Origin of the sequence: Metamycoplasma gateae (assembly GCF_036352135.1) — a bacterium.
Lineage (GTDB): Bacteria > Bacillota_I > Bacilli_A > Mycoplasmatales > Metamycoplasmataceae > Metamycoplasma > Metamycoplasma gateae.
This window is the reverse complement of record NZ_CP143578.1, coordinates 192,573-210,903: the sequence shown is the minus strand read 5'-3', so window position 1 is coordinate 210,903 and position 18,331 is coordinate 192,573. Positions and strand designations below refer to the sequence as shown.

At 24.5% G+C, this 18,331-nt stretch carries 16 protein-coding genes; 9 read left to right on the top strand and 7 right to left on the bottom strand.

The genetic code is table 4. From position 1 onward, the window contains the following. Positions 1 to 1,995, top strand: coding sequence for an NAD-dependent DNA ligase LigA (gene ligA, locus V2E26_RS00995; protein WP_330463585.1), 1,995 nt, complete (start codon positions 1 to 3; stop codon positions 1,993 to 1,995). On the opposite strand, the gene V2E26_RS03130 is transcribed toward ligA, so the two are convergent. The 3 genes from V2E26_RS03130 to V2E26_RS00980 all read right to left on the bottom strand — a co-directional run bounded on the left by V2E26_RS03130 (position 1,976) and on the right by V2E26_RS00980 (position 4,618). Beyond that, positions 1,976 to 3,352, bottom strand: coding sequence for an MAG0480 family ComEC-like protein (locus V2E26_RS03130; RefSeq protein WP_407942412.1), 1,377 nt, complete (start codon positions 3,350 to 3,352; stop codon positions 1,976 to 1,978). The genes ligA and V2E26_RS03130 overlap by 20 nt on opposite strands. Continuing rightward, entirely contained in the window at positions 3,277 to 3,792 is a 516-nt protein-coding gene (locus tag V2E26_RS00985; RefSeq protein WP_330463583.1) for an MAG0490 family ComEA-like DNA-binding protein, read from the bottom strand. Before V2E26_RS00985 ends, V2E26_RS03130 begins: the two co-directional genes overlap by 76 nt. Positions 3,793 to 3,883: 91 nt before the next feature. After that, positions 3,884 to 4,618 (bottom strand): YebC/PmpR family DNA-binding transcriptional regulator, encoded by a 735-nt coding sequence (locus V2E26_RS00980; protein WP_330463582.1) that lies wholly within the window; start codon positions 4,616 to 4,618, stop codon positions 3,884 to 3,886. Positions 4,619 to 4,776: 158 nt separating this feature from the next. On the opposite strand from V2E26_RS00980, the gene holA reads away from it, so the two are divergent. The 6 genes from holA to V2E26_RS00950 all read left to right on the top strand — a co-directional run bounded on the left by holA (position 4,777) and on the right by V2E26_RS00950 (position 10,057). Then, entirely contained in the window at positions 4,777 to 5,745 is a 969-nt protein-coding gene (gene holA, locus V2E26_RS00975) for a DNA polymerase III subunit delta (RefSeq protein WP_330463581.1), read from the top strand. A gap of 8 nt (positions 5,746 to 5,753) precedes the next feature. Continuing rightward, on the top strand, positions 5,754 to 7,262 hold the full coding sequence (locus V2E26_RS00970; RefSeq protein ID WP_330463580.1) for an alpha-amylase family glycosyl hydrolase: 1,509 nt from the start codon (positions 5,754 to 5,756) through the stop codon (positions 7,260 to 7,262). Between the two features lie 60 nt (positions 7,263 to 7,322). After that, positions 7,323 to 7,847, top strand: coding sequence for an MHJ_0274 family protein (locus tag V2E26_RS00965; RefSeq protein ID WP_330463579.1), 525 nt, complete (start codon positions 7,323 to 7,325; stop codon positions 7,845 to 7,847). Then, positions 7,837 to 8,679 (top strand): CDP-diacylglycerol--glycerol-3-phosphate 3-phosphatidyltransferase, encoded by an 843-nt coding sequence (pgsA, locus tag V2E26_RS00960; protein ID WP_330463578.1) that lies wholly within the window; start codon positions 7,837 to 7,839, stop codon positions 8,677 to 8,679. The genes V2E26_RS00965 and pgsA overlap by 11 nt, the downstream gene beginning before the upstream one ends. A gap of 166 nt (positions 8,680 to 8,845) precedes the next feature. After that, complete coding sequence (gene rpmG / locus V2E26_RS00955) at positions 8,846 to 8,998, top strand: 50S ribosomal protein L33 (protein WP_004414614.1); 153 nt, start codon at positions 8,846 to 8,848, stop codon at positions 8,996 to 8,998. Between the two features lie 15 nt (positions 8,999 to 9,013). Further along, complete coding sequence (locus V2E26_RS00950; RefSeq protein ID WP_330463577.1) at positions 9,014 to 10,057, top strand: aminopeptidase P family protein; 1,044 nt, start codon at positions 9,014 to 9,016, stop codon at positions 10,055 to 10,057. A 121-nt stretch (positions 10,058 to 10,178) separates the two neighbouring features. Here the strand turns inward: V2E26_RS00950 and V2E26_RS00945 are convergent, their stop codons facing one another. The 4 genes from V2E26_RS00945 to V2E26_RS00930 are packed head-to-tail and all read right to left on the bottom strand — an operon-like array spanning position 10,179 to position 15,914. After that, a complete protein-coding gene (locus tag V2E26_RS00945) occupies positions 10,179 to 11,024 on the bottom strand; it encodes a deoxyribonuclease IV (protein WP_330463576.1) in 846 nt (281 codons plus the stop codon). 18 nt (positions 11,025 to 11,042) lie between these two features. After that, positions 11,043 to 12,584 carry an RNA polymerase sigma factor gene (locus V2E26_RS00940; protein ID WP_330463575.1) on the bottom strand — a complete coding sequence of 514 codons (1,542 nt, stop codon included), beginning with the start codon at positions 12,582 to 12,584 and terminating at the stop codon, positions 11,043 to 11,045. After that, the gene (gene dnaG, locus V2E26_RS00935; RefSeq protein ID WP_330463574.1) at positions 12,574 to 14,511 is read right to left on the bottom strand and encodes a DNA primase; all 1,938 of its coding nucleotides are present in this window, start codon (positions 14,509 to 14,511) and stop codon (positions 12,574 to 12,576) included. The genes V2E26_RS00940 and dnaG overlap by 11 nt, the downstream gene beginning before the upstream one ends. Before the next feature lie 29 nt (positions 14,512 to 14,540). Continuing rightward, positions 14,541 to 15,914, bottom strand: coding sequence for a glycine--tRNA ligase (locus tag V2E26_RS00930; RefSeq protein WP_330463573.1), 1,374 nt, complete (start codon positions 15,912 to 15,914; stop codon positions 14,541 to 14,543). A gap of 211 nt (positions 15,915 to 16,125) precedes the next feature. Here V2E26_RS00930 and V2E26_RS00925 point away from each other — a divergent pair, with 211 nt between their 5' ends. After that, the gene (locus tag V2E26_RS00925) at positions 16,126 to 16,806 is read left to right on the top strand and encodes a hypothetical protein (protein ID WP_330463572.1); all 681 of its coding nucleotides are present in this window, start codon (positions 16,126 to 16,128) and stop codon (positions 16,804 to 16,806) included. A 197-nt stretch (positions 16,807 to 17,003) separates the two neighbouring features. Next, positions 17,004 to 18,329, top strand: coding sequence for a signal recognition particle protein (gene ffh / locus V2E26_RS00920; protein ID WP_330463571.1), 1,326 nt, complete (start codon positions 17,004 to 17,006; stop codon positions 18,327 to 18,329). Positions 18,330 to 18,331 lie beyond the last annotated feature (2 nt).

The window sequence follows — 18,331 nt, the reverse complement described above, 5'->3', positions numbered from 1 at the left end:
ATGGATTTGAAATATATTGAAATAAAAAAGAAAATTATTGAATTACAGAAAAAAATTTCAGAATGAGATAAAAACTATTATGATCTAGATAATCCGTCGGTTTCAGACGCAATTTATGATATTGAGTTTAATAAATTAAAAAAAATGGAAGAAGATTATTTCTTTCTTTTTTCTAAAGAAGAACTGCAAAATTCACCCACAAACAAAGTCAATGCGCATGCGTCTAATTTATTTACTAAAGTTGAACACAAAATCCCAATGCTTTCCTTAAATAAGGCATATACAATTGAAGAAATTAAAAAGTTTATAGATAATATAAAAAAGGTTGCTCAAACTTTTTCTTTTTTTATTGAACCTAAAATAGATGGTTTATCAATTTCGATTAAATATGAGGATGGACAATTGGTTCAAGGTATAACAAGAGGAAGTGGAACGGTTGGTGAAGATGTTACAAATAATATTCTTCAAATAAAAAATATACCTAAGAAAATAAGCTATAAAAATAGTCTTGAAGTAAGAGGTGAAATATTTTTACCAATATATGAATTTAATAAATTAAATAAAAAACTTGAATCAGAAGAAAAACCATTGATGGCAAATCCTAGAAATGCAGCCTCAGGGACATTAAGACAAATTAATTCTAAAATAGTCAGAGAAAGAAATCTTTCATCTTTTATTTACTACGTAGTAAATCCCGAAGAACACAATATAGAAACCATGGAAGATTCATATCGTTTTTTAAAGAATCTAGGTTTTAATGTTTCAATTGAATCAAAAAGAATAGACGATATTAATCAAATAAATGATTATATTGAAAAATTTAAGTATATAAAACAAAATCTTGATTATGAAACTGATGGTATAGTGATAAAACTTAATGAATTAAAATATTATGATAAGCTTGGATATACATCAAAATTTCCTCATTCTGCAATTGCATTTAAATACGAACCAGATGTAAGTTCAACTATATTAAAAGATATATTTATAACAATAGGCAGAACTGGTTTAGTTACATATAACGCTGCTCTTGAAGAAGTTGAATTATCGGGTACAAAAGTTAATTTTGCAACTCTAAATAATTATGATTTCATAAAAAATTTAAACGTAAATATTGGCGATGAAATATATATTAAAAAGGCTGGTGAAATTATACCTTGTGTTATCGGTATATCAAATAAAAATAATTTATCCGTATTTAAACCAATAAAAATATGCCCTTTTTGTAAAAAAGAATTATTTTTTAATGATACAGGGCTTGAACAATATTGTTTAAATGAAAATTGTCCTGAAATTGAAACAAGAAAAATAATACACTTTGCTTCCAAAGAAGCTTTAGATATAACTGGATTAGGTTCTCAAAATATAATAAGTTTTAAAAAGAACAATTTTATTAATAGCATAATAGATATATTTAAACTTAAAAATTATGAAAACGAGCTAGTTAATTTAGAAGGTTTTGGTACCTTATCAATTTCTAAAATCTTAAATTCGATTGAAGAATCAAAAAATAAATCATTAGAAAAATGGATATTTGCTCTATCAATTCCATTAATAGGTCAAAAAACCGCAAAATTTATAGCTTCTAAAGTATTGAGATTTGAAAACCTACTGCATTATGACTTTAGCAAATTTGAAGAATTTCATGATATTGGATCAAAAATAACTAATACATTAATAAATTGGTTTGGCGATGCAAAAAATCAAGAAATGATTAATAATTTTATTAATATAGGAATAAATCCTATTTATATTAAAAATATAAAAACAAATAAATTGGATGGTTTGAGCTTTGTTATAACAGGTAAATTATCTAAGCCACGAAGTTTTTATGAAAGAATTATTATCGAAAATGGGGGGCAAGTTTTATCCGCAATATCTTCTAAGGTTAATTACCTACTTGCTGGTGAAAGTGCGGGTAGCAAATTAACAAAAGCAAAGAAAAATAATATAGAAATAATTAATGAAAATACTTTTAATGAATTACTAGATTAGTTTTGCACCTCCAAAGGAATATATCGTCGTGGAGGTGCATTTTTTTAATCAAAAAGTAATATACAAAAATAAAAATGCAAACGATATCAGGTATATTTAAATAAATAATTATCGAAGATTCTTCTATTGTTCTAAAAATGATATCTAGTGCAATTATGATTTTTTCTATCATCCAAGTTCACTTAAAAAATAACAAACTAAAAATATAATTAAATGATACTAGAGGCAATGATAGTACTTGATTAAAAAACGATAATAGATTATATTGTTTATTAAAAGTTTGAACAAGCAACGTAGAAAAAATGTGTGTTATAAATAATAGAATAAAACTTTTTAAATAAAAGTTAAAATTCTTGAAAATTTCTAGTGTAATAAAAATTATTAATGTTATTAAGAAAGATAAAATGAAAGAATATAAAAAAATTGAATATGGATTAATAAGGGCGATAATAAATGCACTTATGCACAAAATTGAAATATTATTCATTTTATTATTAAAAATGTGTTTATTTAAAAAAGCTACAAATAAAAAAACAAAAGATCTTAAGGCACTAATTTTAAAATTCAAAGCTGTAAGATAAATACTTAAGAGAAAAAATGCAATTAAATCGTCAACAAAAAATTTGTTTTTTACCCTGCTAAAAATTTTTCTTATTAATAAATAAATTAGGTTAAAATGAAAACCGCTTATGGTAAAAAAATGAACAATATTAAGATTACTCAATAGTTTATACACATCTCATTTATTATCAAATTTATTCAAAATTAAAATATTTAAGTATTCAAAAACAATTCTATTTCTTGTACTAAAAATGTTGTTTTTAAGATATGTGTTTTTTAAAAATATTTCAAATTCATTTACTTTAAAAAATAAATTGTTTCTAATTTCAAATAATGAAGCAGTTTTTATTTTTTTTAATGTCCCTTTCAAAAAGAAAACATACTCGTATTTTTCATCAATATTAATATTATTAATAAACCTTGTTTTTTTAATAAAAAAATTGAAATTTTTATATTTAAAAATCAATATATTTTTTAAATTTTTTTCTAAAACAAAACTACCCGATATTGATTGATCGTTATATGATTCAACTAAATTTTGATAAATAATATAACTTATAAAAATGCAAGAAGAAAATATTGAAAATAATATTCAAAATTTTAAAGAATGAAAATTTAAAACAAAAATTAATATTATTAAGGAAGAAACAATTATAGTTTCAACATTATTGATAATTGAAAATAATAAAAAAGAGGAGATTAGTGAGGGCAAAAATAAATCTAGATATTTATATTTTTTTCCAATATTAAATAAGTTTTTTCACCAACGCCAGGTATTTGTAATACATCTTTTCATTGCTTTATTAATCCTTTCTTTATATATTCAAGAACCTTTATTGCTATATTAACTTTAATTCCCATTCCTACTAAAATTTCATAATTTGTTATTTCACTAATATGAAACTTAAATTTCTTAGAGTATGGGATAATAATTTTTTCGTTGTTTTCTAGTTCTTTAGATTTTTGAATATTAGATAAATCTGCATTACTTTTCAAAATACTTTCTTTAAATAAATCCAAATAATTGCTTCCCTTTTTTAAATTATATTCACCGGGATACTTAACCGCACCCTCAACAAATACGGTTATGTATTTGACTTCAGTTTCCATATCTTCTTCAGGGTTTTTATATAATATTTCTTTTTTTAAAACAATTGATGTTACTAGAACAGAAGAACAAAACAAAAACAAACCTGATGTTAAGAAAATTTTTTTCTTGTTAAATTTTATTTTCATATTTATTTTTTAAACCTAAAATCATTTTTTATAACTAAATGAAGAAAAAAATGAGAAAAATAAAAACACCTATAAGGTGCTTTTAAAATCATTAAGATATTAACTTTGCATTATGTCAAACTTCTTGAATATCTTCATCATCTTCAAGAAGATCGACAAATTTTTCGATTTGTTCAGCTTTTTCTGCATCAACTTCAACATCCGAATTAACTATATATGTAACTTCAGCTGTTGCGTAATTTTCGATAGAAAAACTTTCATCTAAAGATTGTTTTACTTTTTGGAAATCAGAAGGATTTGTTGTTATAACATACAAATCATCCTCTACTCTAAAATCTTCAGCCCCAGAATCTAATGCAGTCATCATAACTTCATCTTCGGAAACTAAATCTTTTGAAAACTCAATCAATCCTTTTTGATCGAATACATAAGGAACTACGCCTTGTTTTCCTAATTGACCATTATATTTATTAAAATAATGTTTTATATTCGATGCTAAACGGTTAAAGTTATCTGTTAAACAACTGACAACAAAATTAATTCCACCGAATGCAGTTCCTGAATATAGATAACCTTGGAAATTAGCACCTTCCTTTGAACCACCTGAAACTTTTGAAATAGCTTTTTCAATATTAGCTTTTGGCATTGATTTTGCTTTTGCTTTTGCTATAGCTAATTTTAAAGCAGGGTTAGAATCAGGGTCTGGTCCCCCAATTGTTGCAGCTACAATAATTTCCTTAGAAAACTTTTGGAACATTTTTGCTCTTTTTGAATCCATTGCAGCTTTGTGATGTTTTGTTGTTGCTCACTTTGAATGTCCTGACATATTAATCTCCAGTTTTTTTTGCTTAATTTTTTTAAAACAATAATGTAAATATTTTACATTTATTTAATTATTAATTATTAAAAATATTTTTAGAATTAATAAATATTAGCTATTCTTAATTATTCAAAATCAATCAGTTTATACTATAATAAATAAATATGTATTTAATAAAAGGTGATGAAGAATATTTTATAAATAAAAAAATAAACGAAATAATTAACCAAACTGATCAAGATGAGTTATCAGAAATTGAAATAATTAAATTTTATGATTATTTTACTTTGGATGAACTTTCTGATGCATTAGGAAATACTGGTTTATTTTTTACTAAAAAAATTATAGTTTTAAAAAATCCGTTTGTTTTTAACAATAAAAATAAGTATTCAAAAAATTCTATAAATAATTTTATTGAATTAATAAAAACTTCTTCCGAAGACGAAAATATAACCTATATTTTTTCACAAGAAATAAACAAATATGACAAAACCTTTCAACCTTCATCAGCATTTACATTCATAAGCAAAATAAGTAATATTATAGAAGTTAATAAAGTTAGTGAAAGAAACATATTTTCTGTTGCCTATAATATTATTAAGGAAAATGGCGGTACAATAAAAGATGCTGATCTTTTAGATTTTTTAGCTAATATGCCTAATAATTTATCATTAATTGAAGCTGAGATAAAAAAGCTTTTATTAATTGATAAAAATATAACTAAAAAAATGATTGATGACAATAATTTTTTTGCTTCAAATAATATTGAATTCGCTTTGCCTGAGTCGATATTAAAATGGGAAAAACCACAAATAATAATTAAAAAAATTAACGAGCAGATTGAATATGGAATAAATGAATCTCAAATAATTTCTCAAATTTCATCAATACTATATAATGCAAAAAGTATTCATGTTTTAAGGAAAAAAAATAAACAAAACGAAGAGATTGCAAAAATTCTAAATATTCATCCATATAGAGTAAAACTTCACATCGATTTTTTATATAAAATAGGAACAAAAAAACTTGATGAATTAATTCTTTCTATGCAAAAGATAGATTTCAACTTTAGAAAAGGAAAAATTAATAGCTCTGTTTTCATTGGTTTGGTTAAGTTAAATTTATTAAAATAAGGAAATATATGAAAGAAATAACTAAAAAAATAATATTGTATGAATTAGTTCTTGAAAATTTTTTAGATACAAACCAAAGTGGTTTCGGTGATTTTAATGGTGTTTTAAGTAAGATAGATTATTTTAAAAAATTAGGAATTAATATCGTTGCAATAGAAGACATATTAAAACAATATGAAAATTCATTTGATCTTAGCATTATAAAAAATAAATTTGGATCAATTAAAGACTATGTAAATTTAATAAAGGTCTTCCAACAAAATAAAATAAAAATAGCACCTATTATTAATCTAAAAAAAATTAAGCAATCATATATTAATTGAAATAATATGATGGGTTTGTATAATCTAAACGAAAAAGATAATGAACAATATTTAACAAAACTAGATCCTTATTTGATTAATGAAGAAATCGATGAAAATAGCTTATATGAAATTTCAAACTTCATTAAATATTTTGAATCTATTTTAGATTTTTATTTAAGATTAAACACAGATGCAATTATCTTAGATAATTTTGAGTTTCTTGCATTCGAAAGTTTAAAAGAAGATGAAAAATTAAAATTTATAAAAGATATTTATAAAATTATAAAAACAAAAAAACCCACAATGACTGTTATTTTTAAAACAGATAATAACAATTTTGGTTTTTATAATAAAATGCTAAAACAAGAAAGTAAATGTTTTGATTATCTATATTTAACTTGAATTTCTAAAATAGGAAATAATGAAATAGTTAAAGATTTAAATAAAAAACAACTAAATTTTAAAGGTATATGTAATTTTCTAAACCTGTTTAATAAAAGCCCTAATATTATCATTACATTTGGCTCTAATTTATCAGGCAGATTCATTTCAAAATGAGGAAGTGAAAATTCTTATTTTTACGAAAGTGCTAAAACGTTTTTTATGATGTTATATTCCGGAAATAATTCAATCGGTATATATTATGGAGATGAAATAGGCACACTAAGAGCTAAAGTAGAAAAAAATTTCAACTTCAATAACGAAGATTATAATGAAGAAAAAAGATTTTTTGAATCTAAAAATATTAGTATTGAAGAATTTTTTATTCATAACAATTATTTTAATAAATGAAGTTCATATACACAAATGGCTTGGGATGATAAGGAAATAAATAATAAGAATAAAAATAAAAACTTTTTTAGATCAATTAAATATAAAGAAAATAACGTTGAAAAACAACTTAAAAATAGTGATAGTATCATCAATTTTGTTCTGTTTCTAAATAATTTAACATTTAATTCTAAATATAAAATGTTTTTTGAAAACGCAAAAACAATAATGCAGTTCAAAAATGGTGTTTTTTATATAAAGAAAAATTTATTACATAAAAAAATTGTTTTTGTAATAAATTTGAGCAAAAAACATAAACGAATTTTGGGGTTGAATAATTTCTCTATTCTTTCAAGTAGTTATGCTAATAAATTTTATTCTGAATTGCCAAAGGAATTAAGTCCTTTTGAAAGTATCATTCTTCTAAATGAAGATAATTAAAATCTAGTTTATATATTTTAATATATAATTTTAACAATAAATTTAATCAAAGGAGTTAACATGTTTGAAGGAAATGGACAAGTAGTAGTGTATGTTTTGTTTTCATTGGTTCTAATTTTAATAGTTGCATATATCGTTTGAAAAGCAACAAAAAACAAGAGAATTAAAAGAAAAGAATTGAAAGAACAAAATAAAAGAAATAACGAAACATTAAATTTATTCTATGAATTTATTTTATCTTTTTACACAGTTATTAGATTTACAAAAAATGAACTAAATAAATTTAATTCAAAGACAACAGATCGCAAGATGGGTGAAATAAAAAATGGTGCAAAAAGAATGTTAATCAAACTTATTCAAAATGATGATTTTGCAATAGCATTCCACGATAATGAACAATATAAAGAATTTGTCGAAAATGCCGAAATATTAACAACAACTCAACCTAATTTATGAGACAAAAAAATACCTAAAGTTCTTGAATTTTTTGAGTTTCAATATAATAAAATTCCAAGTGAAAAGTTTAATAGCAAACTAGAAAAATTAACTTTAGAATCATTAGAAAGAAAGTTCTATGAAGAATAAAAAACAAAAAGCAAAAATCGAAACAAAAAGAATAAAAAAATTTGGCGTTGCTAATTGACTAACAGTGCTAAGAATGGCCTTGATGATACCTTTTATCATTCTTATGTCTATAGCATTCTTACTTGTGTCAAAAAATGGTGGTACATTTTGATACAATGGAATTAAGTTAGTAGGAAACCAACAATATCCAATAACACTATCTACAATATACTGATTAAATATAATTATTTTTATCTTTGCGATGATAACAGATTTTGTTGATGGTTATATTGCAAGAAAAACAAAGACCATATCTCAATTCGGTAAAATTTTTGATCCTATTGCTGATAAAATAACTACGACTTTAATGCTTATTTTTCTATCATTGATGAATTATTCATTTTTACCTATCGTAATTCTTTTTATAATTAGAGATATTTTGGTTGATGGTGCAAGAGTTTATGCAGTTAAAAAAGATATAAAAGTTGCTGCAAATTGATGAGGAAAAATTAAAACAATAATTGTTTCCTTAGCAATTTTAGTGGTTTCTTTCTCTGCCCCATGAATCACTAAATATATTGAAAAAACAAAAAGCTACGGCACAAACGAAACCTATCTATTATACGTTAATATTCCTTTAATTGTCGGCTTGGTATTATCTTGAATTAGTGGTATTATATACTTATCAAAATATCTAAAAGGTATTTCAAAACAATATCAAGAAGATATAAAAAATCAAAAAGAAGAAAAAGATAATAAAACTATAACAAAAGAAGAAATAATTATCGAAGATAAAGAACAAGAAAAAAATAAAAATTCAAAAAATATAACTTATGAGGAACCTTTTTTTTAATAGCTAGTTAAAAACTAGCTTTTATTTTATTAATAAAATAAAAATATTATTTTTTATAAGTCACATAAATTATAAAAAAGAGTAATAATAAGGCATTTTATAATATAATTTATAATTATTTTTAAATAATTAATACTTGTAATATATTTTAAATTTAGGAGGAGTTATGCCAAGAGAGGGATTAACATTAAGATGTGAATCATGTAAAATGGAAAACTACATTACAAAGAAAAATAAAAAATTACATCCAGAAAAAATGGAAGTAACAAAATATTGCCCAAAATGTAATGCACATACAGGACATAAAGAAAAGAAATAAAAATTAGGAGTTTGAATGCTAAAACAAGAATTAAACAAGCTTTTTGATGAATTAAAATTAGATGCCGTTATTTCAGAAGCGCCACAAACTAGATTATGATATTCAGGAGTTCAAACTAGCGACGGATATATCGTAATAGAAAAAGATAAGGCTTTTTTATTTGTGGACGGAAGATATATTGAATATGCAACTAAAAATGCTAAAAATGTTGAAGTTATTTTACTAGAACAAAATACATTATCAAGTTTTTTAGATAAGAAAAAATACAAAACAGTTGGAATTGAACAAGATTATTTACACGTTCAAACATTTGATTATTTCAAACAAATGTTGCCAAAAGCTACATTTAAAAATGTAAAAGCTAAACAATTTAGAATAAGAAAAGATCAAGAAGAAGTTAAGAAAATTGAAGAAGCTTGTTTAATTTCATTACAAGCTTTTGAAGAATTAAAGAAAATACTTGTAGAAGGAATGACTGAACTAGAAGTTTCTAACAAACTAGGTTATTTAATGCGTGTTTTTGGCGCAGAAAAAGAAAGCTTTGATAGTATCGTTGCTTTTGGTAGCAACGCAGCTGAACCTCACCACCACCCAACAGATAGAAAACTAGCTGATGGTGATATAGTTAAAGTTGATTTCGGTGCACAATTCGATGGTTGAGCAAGCGATATCACTAGAACATTCTTTTTTGGTAAACCAAAATCTGCTGAACTTGTTTCAATACTAGAAATTGTTTCAGAAGCTCAAAAATTAGGAAGAGAAGCTGTTAGACCAGGTATTGAAACATCTGAAATCGATAAAATTTGTAGAGATTATATCGAATCAAAAGGTTATGGTAAATTCTTTACTCATTCAACCGGACACGGTGTTGGTATAGATGTTCATGAATTACCAGGCGTTGGAAGAAGATCTGGAAACGTTATTCTTGAAGAAGGTATGATTATTACAGTTGAACCAGGCATATACGTAGAAGGATTAGGTGGAGCAAGAGTTGAAGATACAATTCTTGTTACAAAAGATGGTTCTAGAGTGTTAAGTAGACCTGAAGATTATAAATAAAATAATCAAAAATTTATATTGTTAATAAACTGAGTAAATATTTTGCTCAGTTTATTTTATAAAATAAAAGTTCAACCTTTTTGATTGAACTTTTCTTCTTTATTAACTCTATATTTAAATCTTAGAATAGAGTTGGTTCAGTTTTATTTAAAAGTAAAGAAATTTCTTCTTTGTATGGAGGTTTATTGTTTATATAAGGGGTTTCTAAAATAATAGGTATATTTTCAAAATCTTTGTCATGTACAAACATTTTTAAAGCATCTAATCCGATATATCCTTTATCAATATTAGCGTGCCGATCTTTTTTGGAAGCTAAAGGATTTAATGAATCATTTAAATGTATAACTTCAATATATTTTAAGATATCATTTTCTTTTAAATATTTTTTAAATTGCGCATATTCTTTTATATTATATCCAGCATCTCATATATGGCAAGTATCCAAACAAATAGCCATCCTATTAGAACCTATTGTTTCAATTATTTCTTTTAATATTTCAAAATTATTACAGTAATTACTTCCATTTCCTGCCATAGTTTCTAAAGCAATTACAACATCTTTGGTTTGCTTTAATATTTGTTTTAATGATGATATTAGGCTTGATTTAGCTTCTTCAATACTGAATGTTGTGTGAGAGCCTGGGTGAAGAACTAAATATTTAGCACCTATATAATTCATCCGTTCAATTTCTTTTGTTAAAAAATCTATAGCAAATTTAGATTTTGAAGGGTTAGATGGATTTACTATGTATGGAGCATGAACTATTATATCTTCAGGTTTGATTCTTTTAGAGTATAGTAAAGTATATTCTTTAAGCCGATAATTTTCCTTATTAACTCTTAAAGTTGTCTGTGGCGCACCTAAATAAATCATCATACAATTTGCATTGTTTTCAATTGATTGTTCAGCTGCACCTACTAAATATCCAGGTTTTGAAAAACTAATGTGGCTTCCTATTTTAATCATAATTTTCCTTAATTAATATTAATCAAGATTATAACTTTCATTAATGAAAAATTCTTTTAATTTTTTACGTTTTTGAGGGTGTTTCAATTTACGTAAAACCTTGGTTTCAATTTGACGAACTTTTTCTTTAGTAATGCCCAATTCCTTTGATAATTCATCTAATGAATGAGGACGATATGATTCGCCATCAGGATCTGAAACGCCGTATCTTTTTCTAATTAATAAACGGTCAGATTCATCGGGTAGTGAATTGATCATTTCGTTTAAAATAACACTCAATTCTTCTTGAGATGCAAAGTTTGTTGGACTAATAACACTTTCATCTTTAACAAAATCTGAAAAACTTGAATTTTCTTCTTTACCAATATTTTTATCAAGTGATATAGGATCAATGTTTATTTTTCTTATATATCTAACTTTTTCAGCCGTGAAATCTTGTCCATATTTTTTGGCTATTTCTTCGTCTGTAGGAGGAAATCCGTGTTCTTGTTGTAGTTCTCTTTCTATTTTTAAAACCTTGTTAATAGTTTCAACCATATGTACCGGTACTCTTACCGTTCTTGCCTGATCTGCTACAGCACGAGTTATTGCTTGTCTTATTCATCAAGTAGCATATGTAGAAAATTTATAACCAGTTTTATAATCATATTTAGAAACTGCCTTCATAATGCCTGAATTACCTTCAGATATTAAATCAATGAAACTTAATCCTCTATTTTTATATTTCTTAGCATTATTAATTACTAATCTTAAGTTTCTTTTGACCAATAAATCACGGGCTTTTTTATACTTGTAATCATTATTTGCTAATTTGGCATTTTCCATTTTTTCAGCTAATTCTCTTTCTTCTTTAGCAGTTAATAATTTACCGTATTTACCAATTCATCTCATATATCATTTAACAATATCGTTTGTTTCTGTTAAACGGTTAGATAAATTACTATTTTCAGAATTCTTTCTTAAAGATCCTATTTTTATTTCCTCAGAATCATAGTTTTTTAATAATTTTGAAGCATCGAAATCGTCTGAGTTTTTTCTTCCTCTTCCTCAGTTTAAATTATCAAATTCATCATAATCATTTAAATCAAAATCATATTCATCATCTTCATCATCGTAATCACTAGTTATTTTTGTGGAAATATATTCATCATCTTCACTGTATAGTGTGTCTTCGTCTTTAGAACTAATTAAAATATCATTTCTTACCATTGAACTATCATCAAATTCAGAATCTATATCAATTTCTTCATTTTCTATTTCTTCAACATTTATATCTTTTAATTGAGCTTCACTAAAATTTAAATCGTCATTAAATTCGTTAATATCATCATTATCACCATCATCTACACTATTTAAAATTAATTTCTTTTCAAATAATTTAGATAACAATAAATCTGCTTCTTCCTCATCAACATAAAGCTTCTTTTTATCGATTATATTGAATATTTCTTCTTGTGAAAATGTTTTTTTAGATGAATCTTTTTTTTGTATTTTCTTTATTTCTTGTTCGATGATAGAAACTGTATATTCAATTGATTTTTCAAGATCTTTATTTTCCATACTTTTCTCCCTTATTAAGAGTAAGAATTTTCTTACCCTTGTTTAGTTTGTGAATTTGATCAACAAATTCATCAATCCTTTCGTATATAAACTCATATGTTGAGTTTGATAATTTTTCGCTTATATTTTTCTCTAATATTTCATCTAAAAAATCTAAATAGCTCTGATATTCAATTCTTAAACTTTCTTTATTGCTATTTTTTAAAAAAAGAATGTCTTGTTCAAGTAAATTTCTTAAATTTTGTTTATTTATTTCAATACCAAGAGTTTTCTTATTAACGATATATGAAATGATTTTCCTAATTATTTTTTGTTTTTTGTCTTTTAATTCAAGTTGATGAAATATTTTGTTTTTTCATTGATTCAAAAATACAGATTGCGATAAACACAGTATTAAAATATCCTTAAGAAAAACATAATTTGGACTTATTTCATCTTCAATTTGGTTATTTTTTTTGCTTTTTAATGTTTTTTTGTTTAATTTCAATAAATTTTGATTATTTTTTTCTAAATTATCTAAATAAAAATTGTTTAATTCTTCTTCGTTGTTATTAACAATATTTTCAAATCTATTTTTATTTTGGGATTTATCTTCGTTTAAAATTTTTGATTTAAAAGATAAATCACTTGCAAAAATATCGTTAGTATTTTTTATATAATAATCAAACAAATCTGCAGTAATGATATTGTTGTTTATCGCTTTTTCTTTAAGCATTAAGATTAATGAATTTTCTAAGTGGTAAATATATTCAAAAATTAATTTGTACTTTTCATTTTTGTTTATTGAATTTTTTTGATTTAAAGAAATGTCGTTCAAAATTCTAAAGATGAAATCCACTATATTAATTTTATTTTTGCACAAATCATTCAAAGTTTTACCTTGATCTATTTGATAAATTTCATCTGGATCTTTATTTATTTTATTTTCAACAAAATTAACTTTAAGATTGTATTTTTTTGAATAGTATAGAATAATTTTTAAATTTTTAAAAGTGGCATTTATTCCCGCACGATCATTATCAAAAAATAAATTTATTGTTTTGTTTTGGAATTCCTTTATATGATCAACAGATAAAGAAGTACCCATTATAGCAACACAGTTTTTAATGCCTGCTTTAAATAATGCAATGCAATCAAATTGCCCTTCAACCAAATAAACTTCATTTTTTTCAATTATTTCATTTTTAGCATGGAAATAATTAAACATAACCTTATTTTTCTTAAAAACTATGGTTTCTGAACTGTTTAAATATTTAGGAATTTGATTATTTGTGATATCTCTACCTGAAAAAGCTACTACATCACCATTAGAATTGTGAATAGGAAACATAAGACGATCATTGAAGAAATTTTTATTATTTTGACCTGTAACTAATGAAGAATTTGATATTTCAAATAAATTAAATTGCTTTTCGATCAAAGAATTAAAAATTGATTTTTGGTTTGATGCAAAACCAATTTGAAATTCTTTTATAAGAGAATCATCTATTCCTCTGCTTTTTAAATAATTTTTTAATTGTTCTGTTTTTTCAAAGAGTAATTGATATCTAAAAAAGTTATTTGCCTCATTATTTATTTCTAAAATTCTTAACTGTTCGTCCGAAACTTTGTTTTTATCAAAAAAATGACTAAACTGGTTTAAATCTAGATTTTGTTTATTAGCCAAGAATTTTAATGCTTCTATTGAATTAATATTTTCTTTCAATTCGATAAACTTAATAACATTACCACTTTTACCACAACCAAAGCATTTAAAAATTCCTTTGTCCTGACTCACAACAAACGATGGTGTCTTTTCTCCGTGGAAAGGACAACAAGCTTTGTAGTTTTTTCCCTGTTTTGTTAAACTAACATACTCACCAATAATACTTACGATGTCGTTTTTAGAAATAACAAACTCTCATACATTCAAATTATCTTTAATCATTAAATCCTTAAAAAATTAAGCTTATATTACTAGTTTCTTTGTTTTAAAAAATTTTCAATATCTTCTATTAAAATTGTTTCTTGGCCCATTGTATCACGATTCCGAATCGTAACAGTACCTTTTTCAAGTGTATCGAAATCTATAGTTAAGCAATATGGGGTACCTATTGCATCTTGGCGACGATATCTTTTACCAATTGATCCACTTTCATCATATACAATTCTTAAATTTGAATTATCTAAAAGTTTTCCATATATTTCTTTTGCTTTTTCAGATTGTTTTTTCATTAAAGGTAATATTGCTAATTGATATGGAGCAATTTTGTAATCAAGTTTTAAAATAACTCTTTCGTCGTCATTATCTAGTTTTTCAACTTCATAGGCATCAATTAATAAAGCTAGTAAAAGTCTATCAAGCCCAATAGAAGGTTCTATAACACTCGGAATTATTTTACTTCCGTCTTCCTTTAAATATTCAAGAGATTCTCCAGAAAATTTCATATGTTGGCTTAAATCATAATTTCCACGGTTAGCAATTCCTAATAACTCTCCTCAGCCAAATGGAAATAAATATTCAATATCACTTGTACCTTTTGAATAGTGACTTAATTCTTCTGCTTCATGAGGCCTGATTCTTATGTTATTTTCTTTTATACCTAAAAGAGTTACTAACTGCTTACATTTATTTATCCAATATGAATAAAAATATTCACTGTCTTTTTCTTCGCAGAAAAATTCTAATTCCATTTGTTCGAATTCTCTTGTTCTAAAGATAAAATCTCTTGGAGTAATTTCATTACGAAAACTTTTACCAATTTGTCCAATTCCAAAGGGTAATTTTGCTCTTGAAGTTCTAGTTAAATTTCTAAAGTTAATAAAAATTCCTTGTGCAGTTTCTGGTCTTAAATATGTTTCTGATGTATTGCTATCAACTGCACCCATTTTAGTTTTAAACATTAGATTAAATGGTTTTATAATGCCTCAATCTGTTTCTGATCCATCGTATTTTTTAACATTTGTTTTAATTATTTTTTCTAAATCTTCAAAAGAACATTTTTCAACATTTATTTCAGGGAATAATTCCTTAACAATGTGGTCTGCTCTATATCTTCTGTTATTATTTTTATTTTCTATTAAAAAATCTGAAAAATTATCAATGTGACCGCTTGCTTTTCAAACATTTTTGTTCATAATGATTTTTGAATCTATTTGATAATTTTTTTCTTTTCTAATGAATTCATTAATTCAAATATTTTTGATTTGAGTCATCATTGATGTAGCTAACGGACCATAATCTCATGTATTAACAACACCACCGTAAATTTCTGAATTTTGATAAACAAAACCTTGGCTTTTTAAATGTGAAATTACATCTTGAATATTTTTTAAATTATTAACCGACATTGATACCTCTACTTTTTTTATAGATTGTTAAAAACAATATATAAATTGTATCACAAAGTTAAATTTCAAAGTAAATATGCGCAATTTTTTTGAATTATTTTTATTACAAAAAGTACAAAATTGTGTTTTTTTTCTTTTGTTTTTAAAAAAAAAAAAAAAACGAATGTTAACAATAAAATTAATATATAGCAATGTAAGAAAGGGAAAATATATGAATAAAAGAAATAAAAAAATTTTATTTGGAACATTATCGGGTGTTTTGATTCCGAGTGCAATTTTAGGAATTTATTTTGGCGGAATAGCAATACACGATTACAATACATTTACAAAGCCTTTTTTGCCTAAAGAATATGAAAAAGAAAATTATGAGTTCGATTCAAAAATAACAAAGCTAAATGAAGAAGCACAAAAGTATTTTTCATTAAATGAAAGTGCCTTAAAATCGAAGCAAATTTCTAAGAGTACAAAAGAAGATGATGTATTTTATTTTGTGTTTAATAAAATACATGAAAAATGCCAAATTAAAAATATAAATCAAGATGATTATTTTTCAGTAACGTTAAAGATAAATAAAGATTTATTTAATGACATTTTGATGGAATTTATTGAAAATAATGATTTAGACGGCAATAGTTTTATAACAAAAAATGAAAACAATATTATGTGATATCAAAACAATAGAAGATTAATTCAAAAACAACAAAGTCAAGTTTTTAATAGTGATACAAAACAATTAATAACTGAACATATTTTTATTAAAAATCAAAAACCTAAATACATGTTAAATTTAATTGTTGATTATAAAAACAAAAAATCATCTCTGGAAATTAAGAATTTAATCACTGAGAAGACTATAAAAGTAGAATTTGCATTAGAAATGAAGAGAGTTTAATTATGACAAAGAAAAAAAGAAATATCGTAATAATTATCAGTGTTATATTTGGATTATTAGCTTTAATCGGAATAATAATTGGAATGATTTATGGCTTTAGAATACTAACGATGCCCTCATATTGCTAAACTTTAATTTAAGAAGTGTCTTTGCAGGCACTTTTGTTTTTTTTAAAATTTATTATATATAATAAATACATGTTAGATTTTATACAAAAAAGAATTCAAAAATCTATCGATAAAATAAATAAAAAATTATCGATAAATGAAGAAGATATTTTAGAAATATTAAGAGAAGTTAAACTTGCATTACTCGAGGCAGACGTTAATTTAGAAGTTGTTAAATCTTTTATAAAAGAAGTTAAAGAAAAAGCGTTGAATAGTCAAATAATAGGAAAGCTAAACCAACAACAAACAGTATTAAAAATTTTTAAAGATGAATTAACAAATATACTAGGAAAACAAACAATTGAAATTAAACCAAAATCATATCCAACAAAAATAATGATGGTAGGTTTACAGGGTTCAGGTAAGACAACAACTTCCGCAAAATTAGCTGTATACTTTAGAAAAAAGGGAATTTTTAAAAAACCATTATTAGTAGGTGATGATATTTATAGACCAGCTGCTAGAGATCAATTAGAACAGCTTGCAAAACAAACACAAACAGATTTCTTTACTAAGAAGGAGAATGATGCGCTTTTAATTGCAAAAGATGCAATAAAAGCTGCTGAGGAACACAAAAATGATCTAGTCATTATCGATACTGCTGGTAGATTGGCTATTGATGAGCAATTAATGGATGAATTAAAACTAATAAAAGCTCAAACAAAACCAGATTATATATTTTTAATAGTTGACTCTATGAGTGGACAAGATGTTATTAATACCGCTAAAAAGTTTCACGAAGAACTAAATTTAAGCGGTACAATAATCACGAAATTGGATTCGGATGCACGTGGTGGAGCGGCTTTAAGTATTACTCATCTTTTAAGAGTTCCTATCGCCTTCATTGGGGTTAGCGAAAAAATAACAGGATTAGAGTTATTCTATCCAGACCGTATGGCTGATAGAATCTTAGGAATGGGCGATGTTTTATCATTAATTGAAAAAGCTTCAGAGGAAGTTGATGAAAAAATGATGAAAAAAATCGGCTATAAGATGATTAGTGGAAAATTTGATTTAAATGATCTTATGAATTCTCTTGCTCAAATCAAAAAATTAGGGAAGATGAAAAGTATCCTAAAATTAATACCTGGTATGGCTGATAAAGTAAGTGATGAAAAAATCGAGGAAGCAGAAAAAAAATTCAAAATTTATACATATTTAATAAATTCAATGACTGAACTAGAAAAAAAGAATCCTAAACTTTTAAAAAATTCAAGCCGTAAAGATAGAATAATAAAAGGTTCAGGAAGATCTCCAAGAGAATTTAATATGTTAGTTAATGATTTTGAACGCATGTCTAAACAAATGAAGGAAATGTCTTCAAATCCGCAAATAAAAAACGGAATATTAGGATAAAA